The sequence below is a fragment of the Rhodococcus sp. GA1 genome (genome assembly GCF_024321955.1).
Taxonomy (GTDB): domain Bacteria; phylum Actinomycetota; class Actinomycetes; order Mycobacteriales; family Mycobacteriaceae; genus Rhodococcus; species Rhodococcus pyridinivorans.
Genome location: NZ_CP097186.1, coordinates 2,808,836 through 2,831,148, shown reverse-complemented (window position 1 = coordinate 2,831,148; position 22,313 = coordinate 2,808,836). Strand labels below are relative to the sequence as shown.

Below are 22,313 nucleotides of genomic sequence, written 5' to 3'. Positions count from 1 at the left end.
GCAGGACATCCCGGAAATCACCCCGACTTTCACCCGCCGGGCGCGTCGGTTCACGTGGTGAACCGGGGCTCGCCACCGCAACACGCGGCGTCGATCCCGATTCGGCGCGTCAATGACGAAAGGCCCCGACCGGGTGGTCGGAGCCTTTCGGGGATCTGAAGTTATGCGGACGTCCGCACGGGTTCCTTGTCGCTCTCCGGCTCGTCCTTCGCTGCCGGCTCCTCCTTCTCCGCAGCGGGCACCGGGACGGCGTCCTGCGCATAGTAGAAGTGGGGGCGGCGGTGTCCGAGGAAGGAACCGCACCACGACATGACGGCGATGTAGCGGTTGCGGAAGCCAACCAGGTAGACGAGGTGGACGGCGAGCCACAGCACCCACGCGATGAAGCCGGTGAGCTCGATCTTCCCGACCCGAGTGATGGCGCGGAACCGGTTGATGATCGCCATGCTTCCCTTGTCCTTGTACTGGAACGGGGTGCCCATCGCGACCTTGCCGGTGATCATCTTCGCGACGTGGCGGCCACCCTGCATGGCGAACGGCGACTGCGCCGGCAGGTTGTCGAGGGTGACCATGTCGCCGATGGCGAAGATGTTGTCGCTGCGGCCGACGGTGAAGTCGGGGTCGACGAGCAGGCGTCCGCCGCGGACCGTCTCGCAGCCGGTGCGCTCGGCGAGTACGTCGGCGAAGTCGTTGGCCTGGATGCCTGCCGACCAGATGATGGTCTCCGCGGTGAGGCGGCGGGTCTCCTCGGTCGTGGGCGTGGTGAGCGTGGCACCGTGCTCGTCGATGTCGGTGACCATCGTGCCGAGGACGACGTCGACACCGCTCTTCTCGAGCGACTCCTTGGAGTACTCGCTGAGCTTGCCACCGAACGGGGGCAGAACCTTGTCTGCGCCCTCGACGAGCGTGACGGTGACGTCGTCGGCGCGGATGTTGCCGATGTTCTCGGCGAAGTAGCGCTGCGCGAGCTCCTTGATCTGTCCCGCGAGCTCGACGCCCGTCGGGCCGGCGCCTACGACGATGAAGCTGAGCAGGTTCTTCCGACGCTCGGCATCGGTGGTGACGTGTGCTTCCTCGAAGCAGCGCACGATCTGGCGACGCAGCTTCTCGGCGTCCTCGACGGTCTTCAGCGCGTACGTCAGGTCGGCGAACTCGTCGCGTCCGAAGTACGCCTGGCGGGCGCCGGTCGCGGCGACGAGGTACTTGTAGCCGAGACGCAGGCGCTGACCGCCGGCCTCGTAGACAACCGTGTTCTCCTCGGGGAGCACATCGACGACGCGGCCCAGGCGGACGTCGGCGTTGGGGTATTCGGCCAGGATCGCGCGCACGGACGGGGCGATCTCGCCGGGTGAAAGGACGCCGGTGGCGACCTGGTAGAGCAAAGGCTGGAAAAGATGCTCGGTGGTCTCCGAGATCAGAACGAAGGGCGTGCCGGCCTTGGCGAGCTTCTTGGCGGTGGCCAATGCTCCGAAGCCGGAACCCACGATGACGACGTCCGTCCGATCGACCAGGGTCGCTGTGTCCGCATCGTCCATGCTGTCGTAAACCTCCACGTACTTGTCATCTCCGTTGATGTATGACTACCAAGGTAGGTACGAAGTAGCCTCGCTATCCACTAACCTGGGATATTCGAAAAACTGTTATCTGTTTCGCTCATAAATGCGGATGGCACGTTCCCGGGAGGAGCCATGGATTTCCGTCAGTTGCGCTACTTCTTCGCCGTCGGCGAGGAGGGCAGCTTCTCCCGTGCTGCCCAGCGCTGCTTCATCTCGCAGTCGGCGATCAGCCATCAGATCGCGAAGCTCGAGCACGAACTGGGCACCACCCTGTTCGACCGCACCACCCGTTCGGTCAAGCTCACCTCGGCCGGCCGACGCCTGATGCCGATCGCCGCCGAGGTGCTCAGCCTCGAGGCGAAGGCCCTGGAAGTGGGCCACGAACCGCGGGAGAGTATCCGCATCACGGCGAACATGAGCTTCGCGGCGCAGAGCCTCGACGCCATCTCCAGCGTCCGCGAACGTCACCCCAAGATCGACGTGGAGTTCGTCATCAAGGACTTCACCGACCGCGTCAACGCCGTCGCGTCCGGGGATGCCGATCTCGCGCTCATCCGCGGCGACGTCGACCGCCCGGGGCTCGAGGCGATCCGTCTCGGCATCGAAGAGCTCGTCATCGTCACGTCGAGCGAGCACCCGCTGTCGGCGTTCTCCACCGTCGATCTCGGCGACCTCGCCCACTACCCGCTGCTGCTGCCGCCGCGCGGCAGCCAGGTGCTGTTGCACCGCGTGGTCGAGGACGCCTTCGTCGAGGTCGGTCGTCGCGTGCGCCTCGGACCTCCGATCGCGAGCGACCACACCGCGACTCTCGAGGTGCTCACCAACCCGAGGGCGTGGACCGTGCTCTACGCCGGCACCGCGGCCGACACACCCCGCAAGGGGCTGAAGTTCATGCGCGAGATCCACCACCGGCTGCAGGTTCCGGTGTGCGGGGTGGTGCGGAGCAACGCGACGCCCAATCCCGAACTCGAGTTCCTCATGCGGGCGCTCGCCCATTCGATCGTGCCGCCGACGGACAGCACGCCGTGATCCGATCGCACACGTCGGAGCGCGAAACGGTGTGGGCGGCGTCGCGCACCGGGGCGTAGTCCAGCGGGGTGGACATCCATTCGCGGAAGGCCCGGATGCCCTCCCCGGTGATCGAGTACCGGGTCTTGGTGCTGTTGGGACCCCAGCGCACCTGTTCGCCCTCGACGAGACCCTCGTGCTCCATCCGGCGTCGGTTCTGCCATCGGCATCGGCCGAGCAGGCGCCATCCTCGCACCGACCGCGGCCGGTGTGCTCCTCGATGCGGGAGGACGCCCGAACAGCTCTACTTCGGAGTGGCCGGCGTAGTCGTGCTCGCCGCGGTGGCACTGTTCGCGCTGCGCCCGGCGCGCTCGGCGGACGCCTCGTCCGAGCCGGCGCCTGCCGTCTCCACGGAGTCGCGGAGCTGACCGACGCCCGGGAATCGGAGCGCGAAGTGGTCATCAGAGCGCGTAATTCCGCGCTCCGATGACCACTTCGCGCGTCGATCCGGTGGCCCCTGCGGCGAACAACTCCGCGGCACCCGGACTCTCATGGCTTCGGCCCCTTCCGGGTGCATTCCTTCGGGGCGAGCCCCAGCGCCAGATGCGGCCAGTGGGCGATGTCGCGTCGCATCTGCCGGTCGTGGGTGGCCACGGCGACCGCGGCGTCGGTCGCCCCCAGGGCGTCGGTCAGTTCGTCGACCAACGTGATCGACAGGTGGTTGGTGGGCTCGTCGAGCAGCAGCACGTGCGGTCGCGCGGCGAGAACCATCGCCAGGTCGAGGCGTCGTTGCTGGCCCATCGACAGGTCTCGGACCCGCTTGCCGAGGTCACGTTCGGTGAACAGTCCGAGTTCGTCGAGATCGACGGCTCCCTGGTCGGGGACGAGGCCGGCGACGATCAGTTCGCCGACGTGCGCGTCGTAGACCTGCTGTACCCGCGCCACCGACGGTGCCGGCGACTCCTGGGCGAGCCGGCCGATCCGTACGACGGGATCACTCTCGCGGGTTCCCGCCGTCGGTTCGACCTCGCCGGCCAGGACCGCGAGCAGCGTCGACTTGCCGGCGCCGTTGGGTCCGGTGATGACGAGCCGCGAACCGGCGAGGACGGCCAGATCGACCGGACGGTCGAGTCGGCCGCGCACCATGACGTCCTCGACGCGCACCAAGGGTGTGTCCGGGTCGATCCCGTCGGCCTCCGCGCCGAGCGCAGGCATGGAGAACTGCAGCGGCGGTACCGGTACCGCCACGGCATGGTCGTCCAGCGCTTCCTGACGGCGGTGCACCGACTGCACGAGCGCCGGCGCGCGGGTGGCACGCTGGTGCTTGCCGGTGCCCTTCTCCGGCCGCCAGCCGGTGACGAGCCGATCCTGCGCGGACTCGAGGTCCGATTCCAGCCGGGCCCGCTCGGCCTGCTCACGGGCGTATTCGCTCACCCAACGGGCATATTCGGCCTCGCGTCCCGTCCGGAAGCCGGCGTATCCCCCGCCGTACAGGCGTGGACGACCGTCGCGGCTCGGGTTCAGGTCGAGGATCGACGTGGCGACGTCGGTCAGCAGGGCGCGGTCGTGGCTGACGAGGACCACGCCGCTGCGGGTCTGCTGCAGGCGTTCGGTGAGATAGTCGAGCCCCGATGCGTCGAGATGGTTGGTCGGCTCGTCGAGCAACAGGAAATCGTGTTCGGCGCCGAGCAGTGCGGCCAGGCGCACGCGGTAGCGCTGCCCGACCGACATCTCCGCCAGCGGTCGCGAGCGGTCGGTGACGGCGCCGAGCGCTTCGAGGGCGGTGTCGACGCGACGGTCGGCGTCCCACGCGTCGAGTTGCTCGGCGATCTCGAGGGCGTCGGCGTACGCGTCGGCGGCGCCCGGACGTTCGTCGGCGAGTGCTGCGGTGCTCTCGTCGAGCGCCCGCAGCGCGGCGCGGACGTGCGCCAGCTCGATGTCGACGAGATCGCCGACGGTGCGCCCCTCGGCGACGGTCATCTCCTGCTCGGCGATACCGAACGAGCCGAACCGACGCACCGTCCCCGAGTCCGGTTCGAGGCGGCCGGCGAGGACGTGCAGCAGCGTGGACTTGCCGCGCCCGTTCTCCCCGACGACGCCCAGCCGGGAGCCCGGCGTGACCGCGAGGTCGACGCCGCGCAGGACGGGATGGCCGTCGCGGGCGAGGTGGACGTCGACGGCGCCGAGTTGGGCGCGAGAGCGCCGGGGCATGGTGATGCTGATGGTCATGTGGTTTCCTCCGTGCGGAGGCGCACTCGTCCCCGGATCACGGGTGGGAGGATGCGCTCGCTGACGAACGGCCGGACACTCGGCCGTATTCGGGTACGGCTCGAACCGCGACCTCGGAGGACGTCCCGAGCCGCGGAGGGGGTGTCGTCAGTGGAAGTAGAGCGCCTGGATCATGATCTCCAGGGTACCGAGCGCCCGAGCACCGTCAATCGGATTTCGGTCCTCGGCCACGGCGCACGTCCGCCTCGGCGGCGAACCGTTCCTCGTATGCCGCAGCAAGTTCCTCGAGGGTCGCGGCGCAATCACCCTCGTAGGCCGGGGCGTGCATGGGTGCGAGAGTGCTCGGGTGCAGGTCCGCGAGTGCGCGGATGGTGGGTCCGAGTTCGGGGGTCAGGCACGTCGCGCGACCCAGGTCCTCCGCCTGCAGAGCGGGGCCGACGATCTCGCTCGTCGTCCGTGCCGGATATCTACCGAACGCCGTGAACAGATCACCGCACAACAGGGTGGATGTCGTTTCCTCGAACATCAGACCTGCATCCCATCCGTGTGGAACGTGCGGGGTGTCGATGTGCCGCACCCGACGGCGCCCGGTGGCCAGGACGTCCCCGTCCTGCAGGGGATGCGGTGGACGATCCGCAAGATCGGCGACCTGGACGAAACAACCCATCGCACCGTGGGCGACCTCCGCCGCCGGCGCCACTTCGAGCCAGGAGTTCATCGATCCGCACTCGTCGGCCTCGACGTGCCCGAAGGTGATCCACCGCAACCGATCCAGCGGTATCAACCGTGCTATCGCCTCCGACACCGACGGGAACAACGCCCGATATCCGGTATGGAACAGCAGAGGCTCGTCACCGTCCACGAGGAACTGGTTCATCGTCAGGTTCGCCGCGTCGAGAAATGTGGACACGCGGTAGACATCCGGAGCGATCTCGGTGATCTCGGTTTCCATCACAGGTCTCCTTGGTCGCACCCCCTTCTTTCGAGCGTGCCTCTGTCTCCGGCCGGACACAAGCCTCCGAGCCGGTACTCGTGCGAAGATGCGAGGAACATCTGTCGACGAGGCCGCAGGAGGCGCTCATGGAGCACACCGAATCGTCGTTCACCGGCGTCGGCGCGATCCCGATCGTGTACGACGTGTGGTTGCCGGAGGCCCCTACCGGCGTGCTGATCCTCAGCCACGGGCTGGGTGAGCACGCACGTCGCTACGACCACGTCGTCGCGCGGCTCACCGATCTCGGCCTCGTCGTGTACGCCCCCGACCACCGCGGTCACGGACGGTCGGGCGGCAAGCGTGTGGGCGCCCGGGAGATGCGCGAGTTCACCGACGACCTGGACAGCCTGATCGATCTGGCGACCCATGCGCATCCCGGCCTGCCGGTCTTCATGCTCGGTCACTCGATGGGCGGTGCGATCGCTCTGGCCTACGCGCTCGACCATCAGGACCGGCTCGACGCGCTCGTGTTGTCGGGGCCGGCGGTGATCGTCACGTCGGGCACACCGAAGCCGGTCGTGGAGATCGGCAAGCTGATCGGGCGTTTCCTGCCGGGTGTGCCGGTGCAGCAGTTCGACAGCAAAGCGGTCTCGCGCGATCCCGCGGTGGTCGCGGCGTACGACGCCGATCCGCTCGTGCACCACGGTCTCGTGCCCGCCGGACTCGCGCGGGTGCTGGTGCTCAACGAGCAGAGCCTCGAGCGGCGCCTCCCGAACCTGAGGCTGCCGTTGCTCGTCATGCACGGAACCGCCGATGCGCTCGCCGATCCGGCCGGGTCGCAGCTCATCGCCGACCGTGCGGGTTCGAAGGACTTGACGCTGAAGTTGTACGACGGGCTGTACCACGAGGTGTTCAACGAGCCGGAGAAGGACCGCGTGCTCGACGACCTGACGGCCTGGTTGAAGACACGACTCGACAACTGAGGCTCGACAATCGGAAGGAGAGGGCGTGTCGTCACGCATGCCGGTCGCGTTCGTCGGCCACGGCAGTCCGCTCAACGCGCTCGAATCGAATCGGTACACGCAGGCCTGGGCGGCGTTCGGGCGATCCGTGCCGACGCCCCGCGCGATCCTGGCGATCTCCGCCCACTGGTTCATCAACGCCACCGCGGTGACCGCGATGCGGTCGCCGCGCACGATCCACGACTTCTTCGGGTTCCCGCAGGAGTTGTTCGACGTCGAGTATCCGGCGCCCGGTGCTCCGGAACTGGCGGAGGAGATCGCCGACCTCGTCCACCCGACGTGGGTGGGTGCCGACGTCGACTCGTGGGGTATCGACCACGGCACCTGGTCGGTGCTCACCCACGCCTTCCCGGAGGCGGATGTCCCGGTGGTGCAGCTCAGCCTCAACGCCTACAAGCCGCTCGACTATCACGTCGAACTCGGAGCCCGTCTCGCCGGACTCCGCGATCGCGGGGTGTTGATCGTCGCGAGCGGCAACGTCGTCCACAACCTCGGCACGATGGATCCGCGACGCCCGGGCGCGGGGTTCGACTGGGCGCACCGATTCGACGAGGATGCCTTCGCCGTTCTGCGCGACCGTCCCGGTGACGCCGCGGCACTGGGTGAGCACCCCGATTACCGCCACGCGGTGCCGACCCCCGATCATTTCCTGCCGTTGCTGTACGTCGCGGGTCTGGCCGCCGAGTCCGGGGAGCAACCGGAGACCCTCGTCGACGGTGTCGAATACGGATCGCTGTCGATGACGTCCTACGCCGTCGGCGGGAACTGTCCGCCGCGCGACGGGGACGGCCACGGCGCCGGACTGCCCGAGAGCCCGGAGCCGCCCGACACCAACCTGTGAGCGTTCAGGCGGCGTCGTCCACTGCGACGATCGCGCGTCGCGCGAACCGGGTGCTGAGCCCGATCAGTTCCATGGCTTCGGGGATCGCGCGGGCCAGGACCGGCCATGCGTGGATCTGCCCGCGCCACAGATGTGTCTCCACGGTGCGTCCCGCCGACGCGAGTCGTTCGGTCATGATCTCCACGTCCGGCCTGGTCAGCTCGTATTCGGCGGCGCACATGAACATGGGAGGGAACAGCGCCGGATCGGCGTCGACAGGGTTCGTCTCGCCCTCGATCGCCTCTTCCCCGGCGAACCAGCGCGGACTGATCTTCCCGAGTGCCTTGATGGGCAGGTAGGCGTCCCTCGCCATGTACTTCGGGTCGTGCTTGTCTAGGTCGAGGTTGAGCAGCGGCGAGTACCCGATCACCGCGGCCGGTCGCTGGATGCCGCGACGCGCGGCGAGTTCGGCGACCTTCGCCGCGAGATAACCGCCGGCCGAGTCGCCGCCGACGACGATGCGCGTGGGATCGTCGGCCACCTCGAGCAGAGCGGTGTACGCGTTCATCGCGTCCTGCACCGAACCTGCGATCGGCACCGCGGGCACCTGCCGGTAGTCCATCGAGTACACCGGGGCACCGGAATCGAGCGCGAGCTGCACGCACAGCTGACGGTGGGTGGACGGGCCGCAGAAGATGAAGCCGCCGCCGTGGAAGTAGAGGATGGTGGCGTCGTCGAGCGGATCGTCGACCGGCTTCGGGGAGATGATCCGCTCACCGGGCACTCCGCCGAGTTCGGTCTGCGTGACGTGCACGGCGCGCGGCGTGGGCGTGATCCTGTCGACCACCCACGACAGCCGGCCGAGCACGGCGATGCCGAAGTCGTTGCTCGGCCAGAGACTCAGAATCGGCTTGAAGAGGATCCGGACCACCCACAGGAGGATCAGCGCGACCCTACTGCTGCGGTCGTGCCAGGTCACCGCATCGGTACGCATGTGCACACACTATGTGACCGATACGTCTCGGGCATCGAGAGTTCCGACACCCGGCGGCCCCGGACCTCGAACGCGTCACCCGATCCGCAGCAGCGGCACGAGCAGTTCCTCGTCGGTCAACGCCCCGTGCTGCCCGGGAAGGTTCGACATGACCTGCTCGCCGTCGCTGCGGATCACCGTCGATTCGCCGCGTCCGACGGCCACGATGTCGCCGATCCGTTTGGCCAGCGCCGGATCGGGATCGGATCCGAACAGGCACGCCGCGAACGCGTCGTCGCGGGTGCCGACCCACGCGTGGTCGCCGAGTTCGTTGCGCCAGCGTTCGAGGACCCGGTCGACGTGGTAGGTGTAGATGTGGCGGCACCGCGGTTCCCCGGCGATGACGGTGACGTCCTCACCGAGACCCGGGGTGTGGTCGAAGTCGATGCGGCGACCCCGCGAGGCGTCGACCATGCCGTGATCGGCGGTGACGAGCAGGCGGGTGCCGGTCGGCAGCGCGTCGGCGAGTTGCTCGACGAAACGATCGACCACCGTGAGTTGCGCGAGCCACGCCGCGGACTCCGGTCCGTAGACGTGTCCGAGGGTGTCGACCTCGCCGATGTAGCAGTAGACGAGGCTGCGGTCGCCGGCGCTCACCGCGGCGACGACCTGGGCGAGCAGATCGCCGTAGGCGGAGACCCCGACGAAGTTGCCGCCGCGCAGCACGGCCCGGGTGAGGCCGCTGCCCTCGAAGGCATTCGGCACGACGGTGGTGACGGTCAGGCCCGCCTCGCGGCCGCGTTCGAACACCGTCGGGTGGGGCTGCACGGTCTCGGGTACAAGATCGTCGCGCTGGTCGATCGCGGTTCCGGCGAGGGTCCAGCGGAGCCAGTTGACCGGGGCCTCGATCTCGTCGACGTACGACTGGTAACCGGTGATGCCGTGGAGGCCGGACGGCAGCCCCGTCCCGAGGGAAGCGAGGCTGACGGCGGTGGTCGTCGGGAAGCCGGCACGCATCGGTCTCCCCGGCACCTGCGTCAGGTACGGAGCGGCTTTCGCGTTGCGCTGCAGCAGCTCCCATCCCATCCCGTCGACGAGTAGGACGACGGTGTGATCGACGGGAGTGAGATCGAGTCGGTTGGTCTCACCGGCGACCCCCGCGGACGAGAGCACCGAAGGCATCAGGTCGGCGAGGGTCGGCTCGGCGTAGACGTCGCGCAGTGGCAGGCTCATAACCCGAGTATGAGCCACTCGCCTGCGCCGAGGGTCACTTGATGTCGGAGCCGTGCTTCGTCAGCGGCATGACCTCGATGTTCATGTAGGGGAACAACGGCAGGTTCCACAGGATCTCGTGCAATTCGTCGGCCGACTCGACGTCGAAGATCGAGATGTTGCTGTACTGGCCGACGATCCGCCAGATCTCCCGCCACTTGCCCTGGCGCTGGAGATCCTGGCTGTAGGCCTTCTCCTTCGCGACGGTCTCGGCGCGCACGTCGGGGTCCAGATCGCGGGGGATGTCGACGTCCATCCGAACGTGGAACAGTGCCATGATGTTTCTCCTTCTTCTGTTCTGACGAGAGCGCGAATCAGGAACGCGCGTACTTCTTCACGACGTCCATGTCGAGTTCGACGCCGAGTCCCGGCCCCTCGGGCAGGTGCACCTGGCCCTCGGAGTAGTCGAGCGGCTCCTGCAGCAGTTCGACGGCGAACAACTGCGGACCGAACAGTTCGGTGCCGTAGTCGATCCCCGGTTCGGCGCAGGCGAAGTGGACGGACGCGGCGGTCCCGATGGGGCCTTCGATGGAGGTCGCACCGTGGCACCGCAGGCCGGCCGCCTTCGCGACGGCGACGACCTGCTTGCTGCGCTGCAGTCCGCCGCACTTGGTGGTCTTGAGCGCGACGACGTCGGCGGCGCCGAGCTTGGCCACCTCGTACGCGTCGTGCGGGGTCTGCACGGACTCGTCGGCCATCACCGGCGCCGAGACGCGTCGGTTGATCTCGGCGAGCACGTCGAGTTGATCTGCGGGAGTGGGCTGTTCGATGAGCTCGACTCCACCGTCGACGAGCTGCGGGACGTGGCGCAGCGCGGTGAAACGGTCCCAGCGGGCGTTGACGTCGATGCTGAATCCGACCTCGCCGCCGAACGCCTCGACGATCTTGACGACACGATCGGTGTCGACTGCCGGGTCGAGCGCACCCATCTTGAGCTTGAAGGAGTAGTTCAGACGCTGCTCACGCTTGTGGGTGACCTCCTCGACGATCTCTTCGAGCGGCGCGGCGCCGAGCGCCCACCGCACGTCGACGCCGGTCCGGAAGGCACCGCCGAGCAGCGACGCGACCGGCACACCCAGCGCGCGTCCCCACGCGTCGTGCATCGCGACGTCGACGGCGGCCTTCGCGAATCGCGCGTTGGCGACGATGCGCTCGATATCGACCATGACGCCACTGATCTCGTCGACTCCGCGTCCGATGATGTAGGGCCCGATGTAGCGATCGACGATCTGCTGCATCGTCTCGACCGATTCGCCGCCCCACCACGGCCCGCCCGGCACGACGCCTTCACCGTAACCGGTGACGCCGCCCTCGGTGGTCACCGCGACGAGCAGGATCGGCTGCGCTTCGGCGGTGGTGGTGGCGAACTTGTGGGGTCGGATCAGCGGTACATCGATGATCGTCGTGGTGACGGAGGCGATCTTCAGATCGGGGTCGGACATCGGAATTGCTCACAATCGGATCGGGGTGTGACGGGGAATACGTCGACCCTGCATTCAGCACGAATGCCGGTACCCCAGTGGGGCACCGGCATTCGTTACGCAGAACCGACTCGCGCGCGGGGGCCGGATCGGGCGGTTTCCGCGGTGCGGATCACGCTTCGGGGTCGAGTACGAAGTTGTAGGTCACTTCGTCGATGCCGTCGGCGTTGGGCTGCGGATCCAGGATGAGCTCGGGCTTGACGGCCGTGGCGACGTCGTCCTCGACCCACTCGCCGCCCTTGAAGTACAGCTGGGTGGTGATGGCGCGCTTGCCGGGAGCCTTCACCATGAGGTGCAGGTGGGCCGGACGCCAGGGGTGTCCGCCGTAGGAGCTGATGAACCAGCCGGTCGGTCCGTCGGCCGGGATCTTGTAGGGAGCCGGCTTGAGCGTGGTGATCTCGAAGTTGCCGTTCTCGTCGACCTCGACGGTGCCGCGCAGGTTCCACTCGGGGATACCGGGGGCGAACTGCGAGTAGAAGCCCTCTTCGTCGGCGTGCCACAGCTCGACGGTGGCGCCATGCAGGCCGTTGCCCTCGAGGTCGGTGACCTGGCCCTTGAAGACCAGCGGCGGCGCGACCTTGTCCTTCTCGCGCATCGGCATCGTGCACTTGGCCGGGAGCTTCGGGCTGTCCGGGACGTAGTAGGGGCCTTCGATGGAGCCCTTGGTGCCGGTGAAGCCCTTGCGGTTGTAGTGCACCTTCTCGATCTCGTGCTCGAGGAAGACGTCCAGCCACAGCGGCCACTCGCCGTATTCACCCACGTCGATGAGCCACTGCTTGAGCACCCGGTACTCGTCGTAGGTCACCTGGTGCTTCTGGATGATGTCGGCGAAAGCCCCGATCACGTCCTGGTAGATCGCCGACGCACGCTCGACCGAGGTGTCGGACGTGACCCGCTCGGACTTGAACTTGTCGGTCGCAGCGTTGCCGGACCCGTGGGCGGTGGGGTTCTCCATGGTGGTCATGGCTCTCCTCGTGGGGACTGAACTATCGGAAGTGTGGGGCCGGTGCGACACAGGGGCTGCGGTGATCACCGGTCAGTACGCTGTGCGTACTTGTGTATCGCAGTGCGTACATCACATACTGTGCGTGGTGTCACACAGCTTGTCAACACCGGATCGGGCAGTATCAACAAGTACGCAGGTAGGAGGCAGGATGCCGAGCATCGACCTAGGTAATGGCCCTAGCAACGATCGAGACTTCATCCAGAGCATCGAACGTGGTTTCGCGGTATTGCACGCCTTCGACGACAAGGACCCGAACCCCAGCCTGGCCGAGCTGGCCGCCAAGACCGGCCTGTCGCGACCCGCGGTCCGCCGGATCCTGCTGACCCTGCAGAAACTCGGCTACGTCACCTCGCACGGCACGAGATGGTCGCTCACTCCACGCGTGCTCAGTATCGGCCGGCACTACACCGAATCCCACACTCTCGTGGACTCGGCATTGCCGAAACTCGTCGAGATCGCCGAGCACGCCAACGAATCCGCATCCCTCGGCGTACTCGACGGCACCGAGGTCGTCTACGCCGCACGCGTCCCGGTCCGCCGGATCATGAGCATCAACGTCTCCGTCGGCACCCGCGTCCCCGCCTACGCGACGTCGATGGGTCGGGCGCTGCTGGCCTGGTCACCACGCGACATCGTCGATCGCGTGCTCGAGGAAACCGAGTTCGTACGATTCACGAGCGCGACGATCGACAACCCCGACGACCTGCGTGCCGAACTGGCCCACGTGCGCAACCGCGGCTACGCGATCACCTCCGCCGAACTCGAGGAAGGGCTCATCACGATCGCCGCTCCCGTCTTCGACCCCTCCGGCTATGCCGTGGGAGTGCTCGCGTGCTCGACGTCGACCGGTCGGCACACCCTCGACTCGTTCTGCGATCTCGCTACGAAAAGGGTCGTGAACTGCGCCGAAAGGCTCAGCAGCGAGCTCGGCTACCACCACAACTGACGGCCCTCGATCATCCACGCAGCGTGACCGACGGTGCCACCCCGTACTTACGCTTGTAGGCCGCCGCGAACCGGCCGGTATGGGTGATACCCCACTTCAGAGCCACATCGGTGACCGACAGTTCCGCCGCATCGCCCACCGCGAGTTCCTCGTGGATGCGCTCGAGGCGCAGGTCGAGCAGATAGTCGCGCGGGCACACCCCGAGATATTCGCGGAACCCCTCCTGCAGGCGCCGCACGCTGACCCCGGCCACCTCGGCCATCTCGGCGGTGGTCCACGCCGAGGCGGGATCCTCGTGCAACCGGTCGAGGACACGCTTGATGATGCGCGGGCGCGCCCCGCCGGTCGGATCCGCGTCCTCCGGCATGACCGCGAGGATGAACGAGGTCGTCAGAGCACCCGACAACTGCTCCGAGACAAGCGGATTCCGCCAGAGCGATTCGTCCGTTTTGAGCTGTTCCACGACCGAGCGCAACAGCGTCATCCAGCTCTGGCCCGCCTGCGTCGTCAGATCCACCCGACTCGGGAGCTGCAGGTCGGGACGGGCGAGGATGCGCGACATCTCGCGCTGTAGATAGTCGCGTTCGAGCTTGATCCCGACGATCTCGCAGTCGTTCGTCCACTTCTGTTCCGGAGCTGCGGTGTCGGGACGGAAGACGGCGGCGTGCCCGACCTCCGACACCAACCCGTTGCCGGCGGCGATCCGACCGGCGATCGGAATGTTCACCGCGTACGCCCCGGGATGTTCGCTGCGGATCGACACCGCCGCTCCCCAACCGATGCGCGTGAGACGGATCGGCCCGAGCGGCAGTGTGCGGAGCCGGAGCGAGGGCGCGACGTCGTCGAGCGGCGTCAGTTCGTGCTCGAAATAGGCATTCGAGACAGCCTCTTCCACCTCTTCCCAATCGACCGGCCCCGGAGTCGGCTCCATTGCCATCGGCCCCTCACCTTCGTTTCCAGCTCGTCGTCGGCGCTCCGACCTGCGCATCCGTGTGGTTCGAGCGCGTGCGATCAAGTGTGATGCGGAACACGGCCCCAGGCAAACAGGGCCCTTCGGCCCACTCACCGCGCTAGGTGGATAGTGACCGCGCTCACTGGATCGCACAAGTTCCACGACGTCCATATGGTCTGTGTCACATCGAATCGAAGTCCACCACAACCCGCACCGGACAGGAGGACGCAGACATGGATCAGCGCACACTCCGCAATATCTTCGGACAGTTCGCCAGCGGCGTCACCGTCATCACCTGCGCGAACAGCGACGGAGAGCCCCACGGCGCGACCGTCACCGCCTTCACCGCCGTCTCGCTCGAGCCCCGCCTGTGCCAGGTCACCCTGACCCGCACCTCCAAGGCCTGCCGGTTCCTGTCCGACGCGCCGTTCGCGGTCAACATCCTCGCCGCAAACCAGCTCGACACTGCACTGCACTTCGCAGGACGCCCCCAGTCGCCCGAGCCGGTCTGGGAGCAGGGCCCCACCGCCCCGATCCTCGCCGGCACCGCCGCGACACTGTCGTGCACGCCCTGGCGCGAATACGACGGCGGCGACCACATCATCTACATCGGCGAGATCGTCGACGCCACCTTCGACGAGACGGTCGACCCGCTCCTGTTCTACCGCAGCACTTTCCATGATCTCGGCGCCCCGAGCACGTCCACCGCGTGGAACGGCTCGCTCGACGATCCGCACAGCGGATGGTTCGACTCGCAGACCCGCTTCGTGCCGTTCCACCTCGCCGCAGCCCACGCCTGAACATCTTCCACTCCCCCGGACAAGGAGAAATTTCATGACCACCACCGAACCCCGGCCCTCGGAGACCCTCGATCGTTCCAAGGTGAACGTCGCCGCGGACTCCCCGGCCAACCAGCAGAAGAACTTCGCCTCCCGCCCCATGACCGGCGACGAGTACATCGCCTCCATCGACGACGGTCGCGAGATCTACCTGCACGGTGAGCGAGTCAAGGATTTCACCAACCATCCGGCCTTCCGCAACTCGATCCGGATGACGGCGCGCCTCTACGACGCCCTCCACACCGGTGAGCACGTCAACACCCTCACCGCCCCCACCGACACCGGCAACGGCGGCGTGACCATGCCGTTCTTCCGCACCCCGAAGTCCGCCGACGACCTGCGGGCCGACCGCGACGCCATCGCCACCTGGGCACGGCTGACCTACGGCTGGATGGGCCGCAGCCCCGACTACAAGGCGTCCTTCCTCGGCACGCTCGGCGCGAACGACGAGTTCTACTCGCCCTTCCAGGACAACGCGAAGCGCTGGTACCGCGAGTCGCAGGAGAAGGTCCTGTACTGGAACCACGCGATCATCAATCCGCCGGTCGACCGTCAGCTACCGCCGGACCAGGTCGGCGACGTGTTCATGAAGGTCGAGAAGGAGACCGACGCCGGCCTCATCGTCTCCGGCGCCAAGGTCGTCGCGACCGGCTCGGCCATCACGAACTACAACTTCATCGCTCACTACGGTCTGCCGATCAAGAAGAAGGAATTCGCGCTGATCTGCACGGTGCCGATGGACGCACCCGGCATCAAGCTCATCTCGCGCGCCTCCTACTCTCAGAACGCGAACATCGTCGGCTCCCCGTTCGACTACCCGATCTCCTCGCGGATGGACGAGAACGACGCGATCTTCATCTTCGACAAGGTGCTCGTGCCCTGGGAGAACGTCTTCATGTACGGGGACGTCGAGAAGATCAACAACTTCCTCGGCGGCTCCGGCTTCCTCCAGCGCTTCACGCTGCAGGGCTGCACGCGACTCGCGGTCAAGCTCGACTTCATCGCCGGTCTCCTCATGAAGGCTCTCGACGCCACCGGCGCCGGCGGATTCCGCGGCGTGCAGACCCGTGTCGGTGAGGTCATCGGCTGGCGCAACCTGTTCTGGTCGCTCACCGACTCCATGGTGAACAACCCGGAGCCGTGGATCGACGGCACTGTAATCCCCAAGCTCGAATACGGCCTCACCTACCGCATGTTCGCGATGCAGGGCTACCCGCGCATCAAGGAGATCATCGAGCAGGACGTCGCCTCGGGCCTGATCTACCTGCCCTCGTCCGCCGCCGACTTCAAGAACCCGGACGTGCGTCCTTACCTCGACAAGTATGTCCGCGGCTCCGACGGCATCCAGGCGGTCGACCGCGTGAAGGTCATGAAGGCACTGTGGGATTCGATCGGCTCCGAGTTCGGTGGCCGCCACGAACTGTACGAACGGAACTATGCCGGCAACCACGAGAACGTCAAGGCCGAGCTGCTGTTCGCCGCCGAGAGCCGCGGTGACGTCGCCTCCATGAAGGGCTTCGCGGAGCAGTTCATGAGTGAGTACGACCTCGACGGCTGGACCGTGCCCGACCTGATCGGCAACTCCGACGTCAGCGCGTTCTACAAGTAACCGACTCCCGCGCGCGGGCGGATGATCTCCGTTCTCCTGCCCGTCCGCGCGCGGCCCCCAACCTCCACCCACCGCGAAGGAGCGTCCGAGATGACCACGACCGCTTCGACCTCCGTGTCCCATCCCCCTGCACCGGAATTCGACGCGGTAGTCCTCGGACGCTCCTTCGCCTCCCATCGGGTCTCGGCCCGGTTGCGCGACGAACTACGGCTGGCGGTCCACGAGATCGGCACCGCGAGCGCCGTCCGCTACGACGACATCGACCATCGGTGGGAGATCCTCATCGGCGGCACCGTCGTCGGCCGAGCGAAGTTCGTCGTAGACGGGCACGGCGGCCTCACACTGCAGGGCCGAGACGGCGCCGCGCTCGAGCGCGATGCCTTGACGGTGCACGGCTTCCCGAATCTGTTCCGCCCCATCGTCAGTACGCGCACGGATTCCGTCGGGTACACGGTGTCCTGCATCGAATACATGCGCAGCAACGGTCTGGACTACGTCGAGCGGCGGCTGCGGACGCCGGTGGCGGACGACGACTACCCTGAGCTTTCGTTCGATCGGCCCACACCCATCCTCTGGTTCGGCTGAGCCGTCCGGGAGGACGCACGAGCGGGTGACGACCACGAGGTCGTCACCCGCATACGTGCGTCCGAATCCGCATGCGTTCAGCCCCGCAGGACTTCCGTAGGGGTGACGCCGTACCGCTTCCTGAAGGCGGCGGCGAAACGCCCCGGATGGCCGAAACCCCACCGGAAAGCCACATCTGCCACGGTGATTCCCCCGGCAGTAAGATCCGCGTGGGCGCGATCGAGCCGGATGTCGCGCAGACACGCGGACGGACTGCTGCCCACGTACTCGGAGAACGCCTCCTGCAACCTGCGCACACTGGTTCCGGCGATCTCCGCCATGTCGGCTGCCGTCCAGACACGACCCGGATCCTCCTGCAGAGCATTCAACACCCGCCGGACCATGCCCGGGCGGGGTGCCGGTGACATTTCGTCGGCCGGCGCGACCGCCAGGACGAAGGCCGTGGTGACCGCACCGCCGAGCTGGGCCGACACGAGAGGATTCGTGAGCACCCGGGTCGGCCCGGCGAGCTGCTCGCTCAGCGCTGCCACGAGACGGTGCCATTCCTGCGCCGACCCCCGCAGATCGAGGCGGTCGGGAAGTTCGAGGCGCGACCGCAACGGACCACCGAGAATGCGGTCCGCTTCGCGTTCGAGATGTTCTCGATCGAACTTGATTCCGAGGACCGAACATTCGGCGTCCCACCGTGTGATGAGCGACGGGGTGTCCGCGCGGAAGACTGTCGCCGAGCCGGGTTCGGAGACGACGGTGCCCGAGCGCCCCCGCGATTCGAGCCGCCCGCTCAGCGGTATGTTCACCTCGTAGGCGCCCGGATACTCGCATTCGATCGCGACGTCCGCTCCCCAGCCCATCCGACCGATCGTGACACCTCCGAGATCGGCCGAGACCAATTCGAGCTCAGGACGATCCACCTTTCCGAGGTCCGTCAATCGGTGCGGGAAGTACACGTCCGCCACGACGCGCGAGGCGTCGTCCCAGTCCTCGATCTCGGGCACACTCACGCCTTCGAGACTAACCGCTTCCGAGACCTGGATCACATAGTCGCGTGATTCGTCCAGGGACCGCGCAATGTGCATCGACCGGCCCGTCGGCCGACTCGTATGGTCCTGGCCACGTCAACAACGGCCCGGCCGTCGCCGGACGGCTCCCGACCCGGAGGTACACCGATGACCAGCACCCTTTCGTGGCTCGACGAGATCACCATGGAAGAACTCGAGCGCAATCCGTACCCGGTCTACGAGCGCTTGCGTGCCGAAGCTCCGGTCGCCTTCGTGCCCGTCCTCGGCGCCTACGTAGCGTCCACGACCGAAGCGTGCCGTGCGGTCGCGGCCGGCGACGACTTCGACGGCATCATCACCCCCGCCGGTGGCCGCACCTTCGGTCATCCCGCGATCATCGGCGTCAACGGCGACATCCACCGCGACCTGCGGTCGATGGTCGAACCCGCCCTCCAGCCCGCCGAGGTGGACCGCTGGATCGAGGATCTCGTCCGCCCGATCGCACGACGCTACGTCGAGGCGTTCGAGTCCGACGGCAGGGCCGATCTCGTCGCCCAGTTCTGCGAGCCGGTGAGTGTGCGGTCGCTCGGTGATCTCCTCGGACTGAAGGACGTCAGTTCGGACAAACTGCGCGAATGGTTCCACAAACTGTCGGATTCGTTCACCAACGCAGCGATGGACGAGGACGGAAACTTTCTGAACCAGGAACGTTTCGACGAGGGCGACCGCGCCAAGGAGGAGATCCGTTCCGTCGTCGACCCGCTGATCGACCACTGGATCGAGCATCCCGACGACAGCGCCATCTCGCACTGGCTGCACGACGGGATGCCCGAAGGGCAGACGCGGGACCGCGACTACATCTACCCGACGCTGTACGTCTTCCTCCTCGGCGCCATGCAGGAACCGGGACACGCCATGAGTTCCACCCTGGCAGGCCTGTTCACCCGCCCCGAACAGTTCGAAGCCGTGGTGGACGAACCGGGACTCATCCCCCGCGCGATCGCCGAAGGGATGCGCTGGACCGCCCCGATCTGGTCCGGCACCGCACGTATCGCCAAGCGCGACACCGTCGTATCAGGAATCGAGATCAGCGAAGGGTCGGTGGTCATGCTGTCCTACGGGTCGGCGAACCACGACATCGACGTGTTCGACGCCCCCAGCCGCTACGACCTGACCCGCCCGCCGCTCCCCCACCTCGCCTTCGGTGCCGGCAAGCATGCCTGCGCGGGAATCTACTTCGCGAACAACGTGAGCCGCATCGGTCTCGAAGAACTGCTCGAGACCATCCCCAATCTCGAGCGGGGCACTTCCGAGGACGTCGAATTCTGGGGTTGGGGCTTCCGCGGCCCGAAGACCCTGCACGCCCGGTGGGAGATCTGACCATGCCGTACACACTCACCGCGGGCACCGGCGTCGTTCCCTGCGAACCCGGTCGGACGGTGCTGGAAGCGTTCCTGCGCAACGGCAACTGGATGCCCAACTCCTGCAACCAGGGAACCTGCGGCACCTGCAAGATCAAGGTCCTCGACGGCGAACTCGATCATCGGAACTCGCCGGAGGAGACGCTCACCGCCGACGAACTCGCGGCCGGATTCGTCCTCGCGTGCCAGGCCACCCCGCGCGGCGACGTCGCCTTCGAGACCTCCGCAACGGAGGAACCCGCCGGCACGCACGTGCTGCGCGACGTCGTCGTCACCGTCGCCGAGGTACGCGACATCGCCGCCGACACACGCAAGGTGTTGCTCACCGCCGACGAACCGCTCGAGTTCTCGGCCGGGCAGTACGTGGAGGTGACAGTTCCCGGGACCGAGATCCGACGGCAGTACTCACTCGCGAATCCGCCCTCCGAGGCCAAAGAGCTCGAACTGCACATCCGCCGGCAACCCGGTGGAGTCGCGAGCGAATGGGTCTTCGAGCGCATCGACGTGGGTGACCGCGTGACCGTCACCGGCCCGTACGGCGACTTCACCTTCGACCTGGAGGGCACCGGCCCGATCGTCCTGCTCGGCGGTGGGACGGGCCTCGCCCCGCTCGAGGCCATCGTCCGGCAGGCGCTCTCCCTCGTCCCCGACCGGCAGATCCTGCTCTACCACGGGGTCCGTACCTGCGCGGACCTGTACGACGTCGACTTCCTCCGCGAACTGGAGACCCGCCATCCCGGCTTCCGCTACATCACCTGCGTGAGCAGGGAGAGCGGCGGAGACCGCGACGGATACGTCACCGACGCTTTCCTCGAGGACGTCGCGTCCGCGAAGGAGTTCACCGGTTACATCTGCGGATCGGACGCGTTCGTCGAGGCATCGGTGAAGGCGTTCAAGCGTCGCCGCATGTCGCCGCGACGCATCCGGCGCGAACGGTTCACCCCGGCCGGCTGAATACCCTCATCCCCGTACCGCTCGTACGCACGCGCTGCTCCGGCACCGCGATGCGCACGGGCGGTACGGCCGTGTCGAGGGGTCTTTCCGCCTCCGGTCGCTCGAGGGCCTTCCGACCCCCACCCAGGGGTCCTAGGTATCCCTAGGTACTTGCCTGGTGTGACCGTAGCCACAGGCTGTCATCGTGGAGATATCGCCGGACACATCGCGTCGAGCCGGACCGGAGAAAGACCCCGGTCACCACGAATCTTCAGTACAGGCTCGGCCGCGTCGGACACGCCCTGTCCGTCCCGGGAACGAAGCCGATACCTGGAGGATCCCATGACCGACATCGTGGAGCACGTGCGCACTCGCCTCGACGGCGCACTCGTCGAAGACCCGAGCACCGGGCGGTACCAGATCCGCCGTGACGTCTTCACCGACGAGGAGATCTTCGAACTCGAGATGAAGCACATCTTCGAGGGCAACTGGGTGTACCTCGCCCACGAGAGCCAGGTCCCGAACGTCGGTGATTACTTCACCACGTATATCGGCCGCCAGCCCGTCGTCATCAGCCGCGACAAGGAAGGCGAGCTGCACTGCCTGATCAACGCGTGCAGCCACCGCGGTGCGATGCTGTGCCGTCGCAAGACCGACAACCGCACCACCTTCACGTGCCCCTTCCACGGCTGGACGTTCCGCAACAACGGAAAGCTGCTGAAGGTCAAGGATCCCCGCGACGCCGGCTATCCCGAGCAGTTCAACACCGACGGCAGCCACGACCTGCGGAAGGTCGCTCGTTTCGAGAGCTACCGCGGTTTCCTGTTCGGCAGCCTGAATCCCGACGTCAAGTCGCTCGAGGACCACCTCGGTGACACCACGAAGATGATCGACATGCTCGTCGACCAGTCCCCCGAGGGCCTCGAGGTGCTGCGCGGTTCGTCCACCTATACCTACGACGGCAACTGGAAGCTGCAAGCCGAGAACGGCGCCGACGGTTACCACGTCTCGGCCACCCACTGGAACTATGCCGCGACCACCGCGCGCCGCACTGCCGGTGAGTCCAGCAACGAGACCAAGGCGATGGACGCCGGCACCTGGGGCAAGCAGGGCGGCGGCTACTACTCGTTCGACCACGGCCACCTGTTGCTGTGGATGTGGTGGGGCAACCCCGAGGACCGTCCGCTGTACCCGCGCAAGGACGAACTCGCGAAGGAGTTCGGCGAGAAGAAGGCCGAGTTCATGGTCGGCGCGTCGCGCAACCTGTGCCTGTACCCGAACGTGTACATCATGGACCAGTTCTCCTCGCAGATTCGGCACTTCCGCCCGATCTCCGTGGACAAGACCGAGGTGACGATCTACTGCATCGCACCGAAGGGTGAGAGCGCCGAGTCCCGCGCCAACCGGATCCGTCAGTACGAGGACTTCTTCAACGCGACCGGCATGGCCACCCCGGATGATCTCGAGGAGTTCCGCTCCTGCCAGAAGACCTACCTCGCATCGGCTGCGCCCTGGAACGACATGAGCCGCGGTGCAACCCACATCCTCAACGGACCCGACGAGGTCGCTCAGGATCTCGGCATGACGAAGGTGCTGTCGAGCGGTGTGAAGACCGAGGACGAAGGCCTGTACCCGATCCAGCACGGCTACTGGCTCGAAGCGATGCGCGAGGCCATCGCCGCCGAGAGTTCCGCCGCCGACCCGTCCGCGCTCTGAGAGGAACCGGAAT

General features: G+C 66.9%; 20 protein-coding genes. 10 read left to right on the top strand and 10 right to left on the bottom strand.

The annotated features are described in order from the left end of the window. Positions 1 to 161: 161 nt before the first annotated feature. Positions 162 to 1,535 (bottom strand): NAD(P)/FAD-dependent oxidoreductase, encoded by a 1,374-nt coding sequence (locus tag M3330_RS13410; protein ID WP_006553176.1) that lies wholly within the window; start codon positions 1,533 to 1,535, stop codon positions 162 to 164. A gap of 153 nt (positions 1,536 to 1,688) precedes the next feature. On the opposite strand from M3330_RS13410, the gene M3330_RS13405 reads away from it, so the two are divergent. Further along, a complete protein-coding gene (locus M3330_RS13405) occupies positions 1,689 to 2,585 on the top strand; it encodes a LysR family transcriptional regulator (protein ID WP_006553175.1) in 897 nt (298 codons plus the stop codon). Positions 2,586 to 3,113: 528 nt separating this feature from the next. On the opposite strand, the gene M3330_RS13400 is transcribed toward M3330_RS13405, so the two are convergent. Continuing rightward, positions 3,114 to 4,793, bottom strand: a complete 1,680-nt coding sequence (locus M3330_RS13400) for an ABC-F family ATP-binding cassette domain-containing protein (RefSeq protein ID WP_219129594.1) — start codon at positions 4,791 to 4,793, stop codon at positions 3,114 to 3,116. 205 nt (positions 4,794 to 4,998) lie between these two features. Further along, on the bottom strand, positions 4,999 to 5,745 hold the full coding sequence (locus M3330_RS13395; RefSeq protein WP_064852570.1) for a hypothetical protein: 747 nt from the start codon (positions 5,743 to 5,745) through the stop codon (positions 4,999 to 5,001). A gap of 128 nt (positions 5,746 to 5,873) precedes the next feature. Between M3330_RS13395 and M3330_RS13390 the strand changes: the two genes are divergently transcribed. Both M3330_RS13390 and ygiD read left to right on the top strand, forming a co-directional pair. Then, a complete protein-coding gene (locus M3330_RS13390; RefSeq protein WP_064852571.1) occupies positions 5,874 to 6,710 on the top strand; it encodes an alpha/beta hydrolase in 837 nt (278 codons plus the stop codon). 37 nt (positions 6,711 to 6,747) lie between these two features. After that, positions 6,748 to 7,590 (top strand): 4,5-DOPA dioxygenase extradiol, encoded by an 843-nt coding sequence (gene ygiD / locus M3330_RS13385; protein ID WP_019288822.1) that lies wholly within the window; start codon positions 6,748 to 6,750, stop codon positions 7,588 to 7,590. A gap of 4 nt (positions 7,591 to 7,594) precedes the next feature. Here ygiD and M3330_RS13380 read toward each other — a convergent pair whose 3' ends face one another. The 5 genes from M3330_RS13380 to catA form a co-directional block, all read right to left on the bottom strand. Then, the gene (locus tag M3330_RS13380; RefSeq protein WP_006553169.1) at positions 7,595 to 8,563 is read right to left on the bottom strand and encodes an alpha/beta hydrolase; all 969 of its coding nucleotides are present in this window, start codon (positions 8,561 to 8,563) and stop codon (positions 7,595 to 7,597) included. 75 nt (positions 8,564 to 8,638) lie between these two features. Beyond that, on the bottom strand, positions 8,639 to 9,775 hold the full coding sequence (locus M3330_RS13375) for an alkaline phosphatase family protein (protein WP_064852572.1): 1,137 nt from the start codon (positions 9,773 to 9,775) through the stop codon (positions 8,639 to 8,641). A 34-nt stretch (positions 9,776 to 9,809) separates the two neighbouring features. Next, positions 9,810 to 10,091 carry a muconolactone Delta-isomerase gene (catC, locus tag M3330_RS13370; RefSeq protein WP_006553167.1) on the bottom strand — a complete coding sequence of 94 codons (282 nt, stop codon included), beginning with the start codon at positions 10,089 to 10,091 and terminating at the stop codon, positions 9,810 to 9,812. Between the two features lie 37 nt (positions 10,092 to 10,128). Continuing rightward, on the bottom strand, positions 10,129 to 11,256 hold the full coding sequence (locus M3330_RS13365) for a muconate/chloromuconate family cycloisomerase (protein WP_006553166.1): 1,128 nt from the start codon (positions 11,254 to 11,256) through the stop codon (positions 10,129 to 10,131). Between the two features lie 151 nt (positions 11,257 to 11,407). Then, complete coding sequence (catA, locus tag M3330_RS13360; RefSeq protein WP_006553165.1) at positions 11,408 to 12,259, bottom strand: catechol 1,2-dioxygenase; 852 nt, start codon at positions 12,257 to 12,259, stop codon at positions 11,408 to 11,410. A gap of 190 nt (positions 12,260 to 12,449) precedes the next feature. On the opposite strand from catA, the gene M3330_RS13355 reads away from it, so the two are divergent. Further along, a complete protein-coding gene (locus M3330_RS13355) occupies positions 12,450 to 13,247 on the top strand; it encodes an IclR family transcriptional regulator C-terminal domain-containing protein (RefSeq protein WP_255024921.1) in 798 nt (265 codons plus the stop codon). A gap of 10 nt (positions 13,248 to 13,257) precedes the next feature. On the opposite strand, the gene M3330_RS13350 is transcribed toward M3330_RS13355, so the two are convergent. Continuing rightward, the gene (locus tag M3330_RS13350; RefSeq protein ID WP_200360267.1) at positions 13,258 to 14,178 is read right to left on the bottom strand and encodes an AraC family transcriptional regulator; all 921 of its coding nucleotides are present in this window, start codon (positions 14,176 to 14,178) and stop codon (positions 13,258 to 13,260) included. 254 nt (positions 14,179 to 14,432) lie between these two features. Between M3330_RS13350 and M3330_RS13345 the strand changes: the two genes are divergently transcribed. From M3330_RS13345 to M3330_RS13335, 3 genes are all read left to right on the top strand, one after another. Continuing rightward, positions 14,433 to 14,999 (top strand): flavin reductase family protein, encoded by a 567-nt coding sequence (locus tag M3330_RS13345; RefSeq protein WP_019288825.1) that lies wholly within the window; start codon positions 14,433 to 14,435, stop codon positions 14,997 to 14,999. A gap of 34 nt (positions 15,000 to 15,033) precedes the next feature. After that, entirely contained in the window at positions 15,034 to 16,647 is a 1,614-nt protein-coding gene (locus tag M3330_RS13340; protein ID WP_006553161.1) for a 4-hydroxyphenylacetate 3-hydroxylase family protein, read from the top strand. A gap of 90 nt (positions 16,648 to 16,737) precedes the next feature. Further along, a complete protein-coding gene (locus M3330_RS13335; protein ID WP_006553160.1) occupies positions 16,738 to 17,232 on the top strand; it encodes a hypothetical protein in 495 nt (164 codons plus the stop codon). A gap of 77 nt (positions 17,233 to 17,309) precedes the next feature. Here the strand turns inward: M3330_RS13335 and M3330_RS13330 are convergent, their stop codons facing one another. After that, entirely contained in the window at positions 17,310 to 18,233 is a 924-nt protein-coding gene (locus M3330_RS13330; protein WP_112320135.1) for an AraC family transcriptional regulator, read from the bottom strand. 165 nt (positions 18,234 to 18,398) lie between these two features. Between M3330_RS13330 and M3330_RS13325 the strand changes: the two genes are divergently transcribed. The 3 genes from M3330_RS13325 (at position 18,399) to benA (ending at position 22,300) form a co-directional block, all read left to right on the top strand. Next, positions 18,399 to 19,610, top strand: a complete 1,212-nt coding sequence (locus M3330_RS13325) for a cytochrome P450 (RefSeq protein ID WP_255024920.1) — start codon at positions 18,399 to 18,401, stop codon at positions 19,608 to 19,610. Between the two features lie 2 nt (positions 19,611 to 19,612). After that, the gene (locus tag M3330_RS13320) at positions 19,613 to 20,605 is read left to right on the top strand and encodes a 2Fe-2S iron-sulfur cluster-binding protein (protein WP_255024919.1); all 993 of its coding nucleotides are present in this window, start codon (positions 19,613 to 19,615) and stop codon (positions 20,603 to 20,605) included. Between the two features lie 321 nt (positions 20,606 to 20,926). After that, on the top strand, positions 20,927 to 22,300 hold the full coding sequence (gene benA, locus M3330_RS13315) for a benzoate 1,2-dioxygenase large subunit (protein WP_006553156.1): 1,374 nt from the start codon (positions 20,927 to 20,929) through the stop codon (positions 22,298 to 22,300). Positions 22,301 to 22,313 lie beyond the last annotated feature (13 nt).

Bases quoted from the DNA above. Each gene is read 5' to 3' on its own strand.
- M3330_RS13410 (WP_006553176.1), bottom strand. From the start codon at position 1,535: ATGGACGATGCGGACACAGCGACCCTGGTCGATCGGACGGACGTCGTC.
- M3330_RS13405 (WP_006553175.1), top strand. From the start codon at position 1,689: ATGGATTTCCGTCAGTTGCGCTACTTCTTCGCCGTCGGCGAGGAGGGC.
- M3330_RS13400 (WP_219129594.1), bottom strand. From the start codon at position 4,793: ATGACCATCAGCATCACCATGCCCCGGCGCTCTCGCGCCCAACTCGGC.
- M3330_RS13395 (WP_064852570.1), bottom strand. From the start codon at position 5,745: ATGGAAACCGAGATCACCGAGATCGCTCCGGATGTCTACCGCGTGTCC.
- M3330_RS13390 (WP_064852571.1), top strand. From the start codon at position 5,874: ATGGAGCACACCGAATCGTCGTTCACCGGCGTCGGCGCGATCCCGATC.
- ygiD (WP_019288822.1), top strand. From the start codon at position 6,748: ATGCCGGTCGCGTTCGTCGGCCACGGCAGTCCGCTCAACGCGCTCGAA.
- M3330_RS13380 (WP_006553169.1), bottom strand. From the start codon at position 8,563: ATGCGTACCGATGCGGTGACCTGGCACGACCGCAGCAGTAGGGTCGCG.
- M3330_RS13375 (WP_064852572.1), bottom strand. From the start codon at position 9,775: ATGAGCCTGCCACTGCGCGACGTCTACGCCGAGCCGACCCTCGCCGAC.
- catC (WP_006553167.1), bottom strand. From the start codon at position 10,091: ATGGCACTGTTCCACGTTCGGATGGACGTCGACATCCCCCGCGATCTG.
- M3330_RS13365 (WP_006553166.1), bottom strand. From the start codon at position 11,256: ATGTCCGACCCCGATCTGAAGATCGCCTCCGTCACCACGACGATCATC.
- catA (WP_006553165.1), bottom strand. From the start codon at position 12,259: ATGACCACCATGGAGAACCCCACCGCCCACGGGTCCGGCAACGCTGCG.
- M3330_RS13355 (WP_255024921.1), top strand. From the start codon at position 12,450: ATGCCGAGCATCGACCTAGGTAATGGCCCTAGCAACGATCGAGACTTC.
- M3330_RS13350 (WP_200360267.1), bottom strand. From the start codon at position 14,178: ATGGAGCCGACTCCGGGGCCGGTCGATTGGGAAGAGGTGGAAGAGGCT.
- M3330_RS13345 (WP_019288825.1), top strand. From the start codon at position 14,433: ATGGATCAGCGCACACTCCGCAATATCTTCGGACAGTTCGCCAGCGGC.
- M3330_RS13340 (WP_006553161.1), top strand. From the start codon at position 15,034: ATGACCACCACCGAACCCCGGCCCTCGGAGACCCTCGATCGTTCCAAG.
- M3330_RS13335 (WP_006553160.1), top strand. From the start codon at position 16,738: ATGACCACGACCGCTTCGACCTCCGTGTCCCATCCCCCTGCACCGGAA.
- M3330_RS13325 (WP_255024920.1), top strand. From the start codon at position 18,399: ATGACCAGCACCCTTTCGTGGCTCGACGAGATCACCATGGAAGAACTC.
- M3330_RS13320 (WP_255024919.1), top strand. From the start codon at position 19,613: ATGCCGTACACACTCACCGCGGGCACCGGCGTCGTTCCCTGCGAACCC.
- benA (WP_006553156.1), top strand. From the start codon at position 20,927: ATGACCGACATCGTGGAGCACGTGCGCACTCGCCTCGACGGCGCACTC.